We start from the raw sequence: 9,743 nt of genomic DNA, 5'->3' as shown, positions 1-9,743 counted from the left end.
ACTTCAACGTCAAGGACCTCGCCGACCTCCCACCCGTCGATGAGTTGCGCGTACCTGTCGTCGACGTCGAGGAGCGCCACTTCGGATCGACCCGCCGTGGCAACGGCGGGATCCTCGACTCACCGGCTGCAACGCGCTGGCGCAACTGCGACCCGACGCCGAGTCCCACGCGGCGGCTCGCGCTGCGGTGGCCGACGTGTCGCGCGGCCTCTACCGGTACGGCACCGACGTGATCGACGACTACGCACGATGGGCGGATGCCGCGACCGCCGACTCGACGGGCGTCGAGCTCATCGGGGTCGAGCCCTATCCCGGCGCCGTGCACGGCGAGCCGTTCGGGGCACTGCAGTTCCGGGTGACGGTGCAGCCCACGCAGTACGACGAGCCCTACGTGGCGTGCTTCGAGTCGGAGTTCGACTTCTGGGGCGTGGCCACCGAGGAGTTCGGCGACTGGGACGTCGACACGGCGGTCGCCCGCGACCTCCCCTGTCCGCCCGATGCGCACCGCATCGCACCGCCCGTCGACACCCGAACCGTGTTCGTCGTGCCCGACGGCGCCGAGGCGCTCGCGGTGGAGGTGCTCACGAACGCGTCGGCCGCGGCATCCGCCGATCAGGTCGTCGCCGAGATCACCGACCGGATGCCGCAGCCGACCGGCGAGCGCGAGCAGGCGTTCGAGCCGCGCGCCGCGGTTGCCGACGGCGAGATCGGCTTCGCGATGGGCGACGCCGATGACTGCCTGCTCGTGAAGCGCGACGGCGACGGCGTGCAGGTGCTGTACGTGCCGCGCATCCTCTTGCAGCCGGGCGAGCTTGGCTGCAACCCCGGCACCGCGCTGCTGCCCGAGGAGCGGTTGCGCTCGGCGCACTGAGCGACGGGGAGGCATCCGCCGACGGTGTCCGATTCCGCGCGATTCGCGGCCACTTGGGGCGGACCGCTTCGGGCGCACCGGCGCGAGGCTGGGGACAACCGGGAACGTGACGCGATGGCAGGCAGGCCGTCGGCGGTCCGAGTCCCGTCGTCTCGAAGGAGTTCCATGTCCACCACTCCCACGATCGTGCTCGTGCACGGCGCCTTCGCGGATGCCGCCAGCTGGGCGCCCGTCACGTCGCTGCTCCTCGAGCAGGGCCACGCCGTGCGCGTGCCGCCCGTGTACAACCGCAGCCTGTCGGCCGACGCCGCCTCGGTGCGCGCGTTCGTCGAGCAGATCGACGGCCCCGTGCTGCTCGCCGGCCACTCGTACGGCGGCGCGGTGATCACCGTCGCCGGCGTGGCCGAGAACGTCGTCGGCCTCGTCTACGTGTCGGGCTATGCGCTCGACGAGGGCGAGAGCCTCGGGCAGCTGCAGGGCGGCTTCCCCGACTCCGACCTGGCCGCGAACCTCGTGTACACGCCGTACCCGGTCGAGGGCGGCGAGCCCGGCACGGATGTCTCGGTCGCCATCGACGCCTTCCCCGCGGTCTTCGCGGCGGGCGTGCCCGAGGCGACCGCACGCGTGCTCGCCGTGTCGCAGCGCCCGCTGGCGGCGTTCGCGTTCGGCGAGCCAGCATCGGACGCCGCGTGGAAGACGAAGCCCGGCTGGGGCATCGTCTCGAGCGCCGACCACACGATCAACCCCGACGTGGAGCGCTTCGGCTACACCCGCGCCGGGCTGCGCTCGGTGGTCGAGATCGACGCCCCGCACCTGGTGATGCAGACCAACCCGGCCGAGGTGGTGGCCGTGATCACCGGGGCCCTCGCGGAGCTCGCCGGGGAGGCCGACGCCGCCGCCGGTTCGGAGCCTGAGGATCGCATCGCGTCCTGAGTCACGGCGCACACGCGTGCGGCCGCCCTCCGATGGAGGGCGGCCGCTGTCGTTTCGCGGGCGCACGCTCGCCGCTCATTCACGGCGGCGGCTCACTCCGCCGTGGTCGACTCACGTTCGATGACGCGGAACGGCGACTGCAGCTCGCGCGGTGCGATGTCGTCGGACGTGGCACCGCCGATGCGCTCCACCAGCAGGTCGACCGCCATCCTGGCGATCTCCGATCGGCCCGGGTCGACCGTCGAGAGACTCGGTCGTGAGAACCGCCCCTCGTCGACGTTGTCGAATCCGATCAGCGCGACGTCCGACGGCACGTCGATGCCGTCCTCCTGCAGCACGCGCAGGGCGCCGAGGGCGAGCTCGTCGTTCATGGCGAAGAGCGCATCGAACGGCTCGCCGCGCGCGAGGAGTTCGCGCATCGCCTTGGCCCCGTTGCTGCGGTGCCAGAGGTCGACCTCGACGACGAGCTCGTCGCGCAGCTCGACGCCGTGTTGCCGGAGCGCCTGCTCGTAGCCGCGGTGGCGGAGCACGGCCGACCCGTGGCGTGCGTCGAGGTGCGCCCCGATGACGGCGACCCGCTCGCGTCCGAGCTTCAACAGGCTCGTCGTGGCTGCTGCGCCGGCCTCCACGTTGTGCATGGTCACCCGATCGACGTTCGCGCCCGGGAGCCGTTCGCCGAGCAGCACGAGCGGCGAGCCGATGTCGAGGAGCTCGGTGTCGTCCTCCGTCATGCCGAACGGGCTGAAGATGAGCCCGTCGGTGAGCTGCCGTCGCGGTCCGCGAAGCAGTTCGACCTCCCGGCCCCGGTCGCCTCCTCGCGTCTGCTCGATGAGCACGACGAGCCCCCGCCGCTCCGCTTCCTCGATGACCGCGTCGGCGAGTTGCGCGAAGTACGCGAGCGAGAGCTCCGGGATGGCGAGGCCGATGACGCCCGTGCGGCCGGAGCGAAGGCTGCGGGCCGAGAGGTTCGGTCGGTAGTCGAGCTGGGCGATCGAGTCGAGCACCCGCTCGCGGGTGGCTGCGCTGACCTTGCCGAGCCCGTTGACGACATTCGAGACCGTCTTGATCGAGACGCCGGCGTGGTCGGCGACGTCGTGCAGGGTCGCGCTCATGCGCCTCCGATCTCATTGGACTCGGGCCAAGCGTACAACGTTGTACCTCGTTCTTGACAGCCGCAGGCCGGTGGGTTTAGATGCTGGTACAACGTTTACCGTACAACGTTTACCCTGCTCGTCCCGAGACCGGGCACCTGAAGCCGACGACGTCGATCGGGATGACGACGACGTCACACAGAAAGGCAACTTCGATGAGGAAGACGGCTACCGCAGCACTCGCCGTGATGGCGGCCGGGGCGCTCGCCCTGACCGGATGCTCGCCGGCCCAGACGGAGTCGGAAGGCCCGACCACGGTCACCTTCTGGCACGGATACACCGAGGCCGATGGCGACGTCCTCGAGCAGATCGTCGACGACTTCAACGCCTCGCAGGACGAGGTCGTGGTGGAGACCGAGGTGAAGACCTGGGATGTCATCGACGACACGCTGCTCCCTGCGCTCTCCGCGGAGGAGGGACCCGAGATCGTGGCCATGCCGGCCGAGCGCATGCCCGTCTACGCCGACAAGGGGGCGTTCGTCGACCTGTCCGAGTTCTACGCCGACGACGAGAACGCGGCCGCCGTCCTCCCGGCGGCCGCCGACATGGTGACGGCCGACGGCGCGCAGTTCGGCGTGCCGACCGGCTTCGTCCCCCTCTCGGTGTTCTACAACCGGGCGCTGTTCGAGGCAGCCGGCATCACGACGTTCCCGACCACCTGGGACGAATGGGTCGACGTCGCCACCAAGCTCACGGTCGACGAGAACGGCGATGGCACCCCCGAGCAGTACGGGCTGGCCCTTCCCGATCACGCCACCGTCGCCAACGGGCTCTGGCCGAGCCTCTTCTACGGCGGCGGCGGCGACATCGTGGCCGACGGCGAGGCCGTCATCGACTCCCCCGAGAACGTCGACACGCTCGAGTACTGGTCGAACGCGGTGGCGACGAACAAGATCTCGCCCACCGGCCTCGACGGCATCGGGGCGGACGAGTTGTTCAGCTCGGGCAAGGCCGCGATGCACGTCGGCGGACCGTGGATGGCCTCGATCTCCGACGCGAACGACATCGACTACGGCATCGCGGCGATCCCCGCCGGGCCCGAGGAGCAGGCGGCGAGCGCGATCGGCGTCGGCATGGGCGTCACCGCCCAGGCGGACGACGCCCAGATCGACGGCGCAGAGGCCTTCTTCTCGTACTTCCTGAGCCAGGACGTGGCCACCGAGTGGTCGCTCGGTTCCGGCTGGCCGCCGCTTCGCGGTGACATCCCCGCATCCGCGGTCGAGTCGAACCCGGTCGTCGCGTCGCTCACCGAGATCGCCGGCACCGCCCGTCCGCTGCTGCCGGGCGTGACCGGGAGCGTCGACGTCCTGTCGGCGGTGGACACGGCGACGCAGAAGGCGCTCGCGGGAGGGGATCCCGCTGCGCTGCTGTCGGACGCGCAGGCGGAGATCGAGGCCGCACTCGCCGACTGACCCTCGGCACGACGGGTGGGGGCGGCAGCCCACCCGACAGAAACGGAGAACCATGTCCACCACACTGCCCAAGCCGGCGGCGAGGTACCGCCCGCCCGCGCCGCTCGGCGGCCGCGATGCCGTCCCCAGACGATCCAGGGGCAATCCGCTCGCCCTGCTCTTCCTCGCTCCGGCGCTCGTCGTGCTCGGCGCCTTCGTGGCCTGGCCGATGCTCTCGGCCTTCCGCCTCTCCTTCACCGACTCGAGCGGATTCGGCCGGGAGAGCTGGGTCGGTCTCGACAACTACGCCAGGGTCTTCACCGACCCGACGGTGCTCCGCGCGCTCGGCAACACCGCGCTCTACGCCGTCCTGTTCACGCCGACCGCGGTCATCGTCGCCCTCGTGCTCGCGCTCGCCCTGAACCATCCCCGCCTGCCGCTCCGCGGGGTGTTCAGGACCGCACTGTTCCTGCCGTTCGTCGTGTCGCTCGCCGTCGCCGCGTTCGCCTGGTCGTACCTCCTCGACCCGCAGATCGGGTTGCTCAACTACTGGTTGCGCGGCATCGGGATCCAGCTGGGAAACGTGCTGCAGGATCCGACCCTGGCCATGCCGACCGTGGCCCTCGTGGCCGTCTGGAAGACCTTCGGCTTCTACATGGTGATCTTCCTCGCCGGACTGCAGGAGATCCCGGCAAGCCTCCGCGAAGCCGCCGTCGTCGACGGTGCGAACGCCTGGCAGCGACTCGTGCACATCACGCTGCCGATGCTCAGCAACACCTTCGCCTTCGTGCTCATCGTCGCGCTCATCGCGGCGCTGCAGGCCTTCGACCAGATCTACGTCATGACCGGCGGCGGCCCGTTCGGATCCACGCAGACGATCGTCATGGAGATCTACGAGTCGGGCTTCAAGGAACTCGAGCTCGGCTTCGCATCGGCCGTGTCCTACGTGCTGCTGGCGATCACGCTCGTACTCAGCCTCGTGCAGTTCATCTTCTTCGGCCGGCGAGAGCGGGATGCGCAATGACCACCATCCAGCTCCCTCGCTCACGTCGGGTGCACGCGGCATCCGTCGTGCTCGGGTTCGCCATGCTGCTCGCGGCCGCCGCAGCGCTGCTGCCGATCGCGATCATCGCCTTCACGGCGTTCAAGCCGATCGCCGAGGTGAACGCCTATCCGCCCACCCTGCTGCCCGGCCAATGGACGCTCGAGAACTTCACGCGGATCTTCGAGGAGCTCCCCTTCGCGCGACTGATCCTGAATAGCGTCGTCTTCGCCGGCGGAGTGACCCTGTTCGCGCTGGTGTTCGACTCCCTCGCCGCGTATGCGCTCGCCCGGATCGACTTCCGCGGCAGCCGGGTGCTGCTGATCGCGATCATCGCGAGCCTGATGATCCCCTTCCAGGCGCTGCTGATCCCGGTCTACCAGCTCGTCGCAGACCTCGGTTGGGTCAACACCTTCGCCGGGCTCATCGCGCCGCGGGCCGCGGATGCGTTCGGCATCTTCTTTCTGCGGCAGTTCTTCCTCTCGTTGCCGCGCGACCTCGACAATGCCGCCCGGATCGACGGGGCGAGCGAGTTCAGGATCTTCCGCAGCGTCATCCTGCCCAATGCGGTGCCCGCATTGCTCACTCTCGGCATCTTCACGTTCGTCAACAACTGGAACGACCTGCTCTGGCCGCTCGTGTTCACGACCGACGCCGAAATGGGCACCATCACCTCCGGCCTGACCCTCCTCACCGGCCCCGGCGGGATCATCCCCCAGGGCGTGATGATGGCCGGCTCGCTCATCGCCGTGCTTCCGCTCGCGGTGATGTTCTTGATGATCCAACGACGCTTCATCGAGAGCGTCGCGACGACGGGAATGAAGTGACCGCGAACACGCCCTGGTGGAACGACGGCCGGCTGCACTTCGGCGCGGGCATCGAGAACACGTTCGTGCCGCAGGCCGCACCCGGCGAGCGGCCGGTCGACGAGTACGAGCTCACCGAGCACTACGACCGCTGGCACGACGACCTCGCACTCGCGCAGTCGGTGGGCGCGGAGTTCCTCCGCTGGGGCATTCCGTGGCATCGGGTCAGCCCGGCACCTGGTGTCTGGGACTGGAACTGGACCGACCGGGTCATGGCCCGCTTCGGCGAGCTCGGCGTGCGCACGATCGTCGATGTGCTGCACTACGGCACCCCGCTCTGGCTCGATGACCAGTTCCTGCACCCCGACTACGCGCAGCACGTCGCCGAGTTCGCCACGCGAGCGGCCGAGCGGTACTCGGATGTCGCGGTCGACTGGACGCCCGTCAACGAGCCGATGATCCACGCGCTGTTCTGCGGCGAGTACGGGTACTGGCCGCCGTACGGCCGTGGCCCGTCGGGACTCGTCGCGGTCTCGACGGCCATCGCGCGGGGCTTCATCGAGACCCAGCGCGGCATCGCCGACGTGCAGCCCGAGGCGAGCTTCGTCCACGTCGATGCCTCCTTGCGCTACGTGGGCGACGTCGACGCGCGAGAGCACCGCGCGCACGCACGGCGACTCAGCGAGCAGGCGTTCCTCGTCGAGGATCTCGTGACCGGTCGAGTCGTCGCCGACCACCCGCTGCTGCCCCTCCTCACCGAGCACGGCGTCAGCGACGACGAGTTGGCCTGGTTCGCCGACCGCGCCGTCGCACCCGACGTCATGGGAGTGAACTACTACCCGCGCCACTCGACGGAGGTGTTCGAGGCGGGCATCCACCATCGCGGTGGCTTCGCCGACCCGCGTCCCACGCGCGACGATGGCACGGCGGGGCTGACCGAGATGCTGCGACGCTACGCCGACCGGTACGGCGCGCCAGTGATGGTCACCGAGACCTGCGTGACCGGAAGCCCGGCAGAGCGGATCACCTGGCTCGACGCGTCGGTCGATGCGATCGAGCAGCTACGGATCAGCGGCATCGACGTCGTCGGCTACACCTGGTGGCCGCTGTTCGACATGATCGAGTGGACCTATCGACACTCGGTGGAGCCCCCCATGGCGCATCGCCTGAGCATGGGCCTCTTCGACCTCGTGGAGTCGACGACCGGGCTCGAGCGACGCCGCAATGCCGTGGCCTCGCGGTTCGAGGCGTACTCGAAGTCCTCACGCGCCCTGAAGACGGCAGCCGGGTGAACCGCGCGACGCCCCGGCGCCGCAACCGGGCGCCGGGGCGTCGCGTCGATCCATCCGGCGCCGGACTCAGCCGGCGATGAACGCGAGGATGTCGCGGTCGAGCTCCTCCTGGTACGCGCCGAAGATGCCGTGGGGCGCGCCCTCGTAGACCTTGAGGGTGCCGTGCTTCACGAGCTCGACGGTCTTCAACGCCGCGGCCGCGATCGGGACGATCTGGTCGTCGCTGCCGTGCGCGATGAAGATCGGCACATCGAGGGCCTTGAGGTCCTCGGTGAAGTCCGTCTCGGAGAAGGCCTTCACGCAGTCGTAGGCGGCGGTGAGGCCGGCGTTCATGCCCTGGCGCCAGAAGTCGTCACGGGCGCCCCGCGACACGGCCGCGCCCTCGCGGTTGAAGCCGAAGAACGGCAGCGAGAGGTCCTGGAAGAACTGCGAGCGGTCCTTCAGCACGTTGGCGCGGATGTCGTCGAACGCCTCGATGGGCGTGCCCTCGGGGTTCGTGTCGGACTTCACCATCACGGGCGGCACGGCGCCCGCGGTGATGACCTTCGCGACCCGGCCGGCGCCGTGCTGCGCGGCGTAGCGCACGACCTCGCCGCCGCCGGTCGAGTGCCCGATGACCACGAGGTCGCGCAGGTCGAGCGCCTCGACGAGTTCGGCGAGGTCGCGGGCGTAGGTGTCCATGTCGTTGCCCTGCCACGGACGCGACGAGCGGCCGTGGCCGCGCCGGTCGTGGGCGATGGCGCGGTAGCCGTGGTCGGCGAGGAGCTTCTGCTCGACCGCCCAGGCGTCGGAGCTCAGCGGCCAGCCGTGGCTCAGGATGACGGGCTGGCCGGTGCCCCAGTCGGAGTAGTGGATGTCGGTGCCGTCGGACGTGGTGAAGAAGGGCATGCGCGCTCCAAGGTGATGGTGGTGGACATGTTCCCCTCCACTCTGCGCGCATCGGGCGACGGATGCCCCGCCGCAGCGGCCGCCCGTCCCTCGATTCGGGACAGGTTCGGCTGTCGCCGTCAACCTGCCGAGCCGGGCACGGCCGCCGGCCCCTGGGGCCGCCGGCCCCTCAGGCCACCGGCAGCAGCGCCTCGTACTCCCGGGCGACGGCGCGCAGTTCGGTCGCGGGCGTCTGCAGGCGACTCGCCTGGATGAGCCCCTGGGTCACGAGCAGGATCTGCGCGGCGAGCAGCTCGAGCTCCGCCCGGTCGGCGGCGACCCGCTCCGCGGCGAGGCGCTCCTCGATCACCGCCTGCATGCCGGTGGTCGCCTGCTGGCAGAGTTCGAGCACGCGGGGTTCGCGTCCGCCGAACTCGGCGAGGCTGTTGAGCATGAGGCATCCGCGTCGACCGGGCTGGCTGGCGCAGTCGGCGATGATCGCGTCGAACAGCGCTCGCACGGCGTCGGCCGCCGAGCCGTCGGCGGCCATGGCGGTGCGCACGAGCTCGATGCGCGAGCGGCAGTAGGCCTCGAAGACGACGAGGAAGAGGCCGAGCTTGCTGCCGTAGGCGCCGTAGATGCTGCCGTTGCCGACGCCGCTCGCCTCCGCGATGTCGCCGATCGCGGTGCGTTCGTACCCGTGCGACCAGAACGCCTGCAACGCCGCGGCGCGCAGTGCGTCGTCGTCGAAGCTTCGGGGCCGGGCCATCCCACCAGCTTACAAGCCGTGCCGACTGGTATTGGAGTGGAGAATCCAGAATGATGGGAGGCATGAGCTCCGCAGTGTCGATCCTCCCCGCCGGCCGCAGGCGCCGCATCGGCTTCCTCCTCTTCGACGGGGTGAAGGCGCTCGACTACGTCGGCCCTGCCGAGGTCTTCGTCGAGGCGAACCAGGCGGTCGACGGCTACGAGATCGTGCTGCTCTCCCCCGATGGCGGCGACGTGTCGACCTCGCTCGGCGGGCGCGTCTCGGTGCACGCCTCGGCGCGCGACGCGGGCGACCTCGACACCCTCGTCGTGCCGGGCAGCGAGCAGTCGCCCTCGGTCTACGTGCGCGATCCCCTGCTCTCGGCCGCGGCCGACCTCGCGTCGCGCAGCCGGCGTCTCGTCTCGATCTGCAGCGGCGCGTTCGTGCTCGCCGCGCTCGGTGTGCTCGACGGCCGCCGCGCCACCACGCACTGGAAGTTCGCCGACGACCTCGCCGATGCCATGAAGCGGAGCGACATCACGGCGTCGCCGCTTCGCGCCACGATCGAGCAGCTGACCGGGCTCCCAGAGGCGTTCGTCATCACCGACGAGAACGATGTGCTCCGCGACGAGGGCGAAGCGT

The 9,743-nt window shown here is 70.1% G+C and carries 11 protein-coding genes; 8 read left to right on the top strand and 3 right to left on the bottom strand.

Features of this window, described 5'->3' with window-relative positions; all coding sequences use genetic code 11:
- The 3 genes from GH736_RS24520 to GH736_RS10980 form a co-directional block, all read left to right on the top strand.
- Nucleotides 1-233, top strand: a 233-nt coding sequence (locus tag GH736_RS24520) for a hypothetical protein (protein WP_203230719.1), incomplete at its 5' end; no start/stop codon positions are given.
- A complete protein-coding gene (locus GH736_RS10985; RefSeq protein ID WP_203230718.1) occupies nucleotides 197-871 on the top strand; it encodes a hypothetical protein in 675 nt (224 codons plus the stop codon). The genes GH736_RS24520 and GH736_RS10985, both read left to right, overlap by 37 nt.
- A 165-nt stretch (nucleotides 872-1,036) precedes the next feature.
- Complete coding sequence (locus GH736_RS10980) at nucleotides 1,037-1,804, top strand: alpha/beta fold hydrolase (RefSeq protein ID WP_159603158.1); 768 nt, start codon at nucleotides 1,037-1,039, stop codon at nucleotides 1,802-1,804.
- A 92-nt stretch (nucleotides 1,805-1,896) separates the two neighbouring features.
- Here GH736_RS10980 and GH736_RS10975 read toward each other — a convergent pair whose 3' ends face one another.
- Entirely contained in the window at nucleotides 1,897-2,916 is a 1,020-nt protein-coding gene (locus tag GH736_RS10975) for a LacI family DNA-binding transcriptional regulator (RefSeq protein WP_159603156.1), read from the bottom strand.
- Between the two features lie 194 nt (nucleotides 2,917-3,110).
- Here GH736_RS10975 and GH736_RS10970 point away from each other — a divergent pair, with 194 nt between their 5' ends.
- The 4 genes from GH736_RS10970 to GH736_RS10955 are packed head-to-tail and all read left to right on the top strand — an operon-like array spanning nucleotide 3,111 to nucleotide 7,486.
- Nucleotides 3,111-4,367, top strand: a complete 1,257-nt coding sequence (locus GH736_RS10970; RefSeq protein ID WP_159603154.1) for an ABC transporter substrate-binding protein — start codon at nucleotides 3,111-3,113, stop codon at nucleotides 4,365-4,367.
- A gap of 52 nt (nucleotides 4,368-4,419) precedes the next feature.
- Nucleotides 4,420-5,370 carry a carbohydrate ABC transporter permease gene (locus GH736_RS10965; RefSeq protein ID WP_159603152.1) on the top strand — a complete coding sequence of 317 codons (951 nt, stop codon included), beginning with the start codon at nucleotides 4,420-4,422 and terminating at the stop codon, nucleotides 5,368-5,370.
- Nucleotides 5,367-6,215 carry a carbohydrate ABC transporter permease gene (locus tag GH736_RS10960; RefSeq protein WP_159603150.1) on the top strand — a complete coding sequence of 283 codons (849 nt, stop codon included), beginning with the start codon at nucleotides 5,367-5,369 and terminating at the stop codon, nucleotides 6,213-6,215. The genes GH736_RS10965 and GH736_RS10960 overlap by 4 nt, the downstream gene beginning before the upstream one ends.
- Nucleotides 6,212-7,486: a family 1 glycosylhydrolase gene (locus tag GH736_RS10955; RefSeq protein WP_159603148.1), complete on the top strand. Its 1,275-nt coding sequence runs from the start codon at nucleotides 6,212-6,214 to the stop codon at nucleotides 7,484-7,486. The genes GH736_RS10960 and GH736_RS10955 overlap by 4 nt, the downstream gene beginning before the upstream one ends.
- A 66-nt stretch (nucleotides 7,487-7,552) precedes the next feature.
- On the opposite strand, the gene GH736_RS10950 is transcribed toward GH736_RS10955, so the two are convergent.
- Nucleotides 7,553-8,374: an alpha/beta fold hydrolase gene (locus GH736_RS10950; RefSeq protein WP_159603146.1), complete on the bottom strand. Its 822-nt coding sequence runs from the start codon at nucleotides 8,372-8,374 to the stop codon at nucleotides 7,553-7,555.
- A 169-nt stretch (nucleotides 8,375-8,543) separates the two neighbouring features.
- Nucleotides 8,544-9,122, bottom strand: coding sequence for a TetR/AcrR family transcriptional regulator (locus GH736_RS10945; RefSeq protein ID WP_159603144.1), 579 nt, complete (start codon nucleotides 9,120-9,122; stop codon nucleotides 8,544-8,546).
- Nucleotides 9,123-9,184: 62 nt separating this feature from the next.
- On the opposite strand from GH736_RS10945, the gene GH736_RS10940 reads away from it, so the two are divergent.
- Nucleotides 9,185-9,743 (top strand): DJ-1/PfpI family protein (locus GH736_RS10940; protein WP_235934014.1); only part of this gene is annotated, 559 nt, incomplete at its 3' end.

This window comes from Agromyces humi (genome assembly GCF_009720255.1).
In the GTDB taxonomy this organism is placed as follows: domain Bacteria; phylum Actinomycetota; class Actinomycetes; order Actinomycetales; family Microbacteriaceae; genus Agromyces; species Agromyces humi.
This window is presented reverse-complemented; position numbering and strand designations above follow the sequence as displayed.

Excerpts from the sequence above, each read along its gene's own strand:
- GH736_RS10960 (WP_159603150.1), top strand. The coding sequence starts at position 5,367 with ATGACCACCATCCAGCTCCCTCGCTCACGTCGGGTGCACGCGGCATCC.
- GH736_RS10945 (WP_159603144.1), bottom strand. The coding sequence starts at position 9,122 with ATGGCCCGGCCCCGAAGCTTCGACGACGACGCACTGCGCGCCGCGGCG.
- GH736_RS10980 (WP_159603158.1), top strand. The coding sequence starts at position 1,037 with ATGTCCACCACTCCCACGATCGTGCTCGTGCACGGCGCCTTCGCGGAT.
- GH736_RS10970 (WP_159603154.1), top strand. The coding sequence starts at position 3,111 with ATGAGGAAGACGGCTACCGCAGCACTCGCCGTGATGGCGGCCGGGGCG.
- GH736_RS10965 (WP_159603152.1), top strand. The coding sequence starts at position 4,420 with ATGTCCACCACACTGCCCAAGCCGGCGGCGAGGTACCGCCCGCCCGCG.
- GH736_RS10975 (WP_159603156.1), bottom strand. The coding sequence starts at position 2,916 with ATGAGCGCGACCCTGCACGACGTCGCCGACCACGCCGGCGTCTCGATC.
- GH736_RS10950 (WP_159603146.1), bottom strand. The coding sequence starts at position 8,374 with ATGCCCTTCTTCACCACGTCCGACGGCACCGACATCCACTACTCCGAC.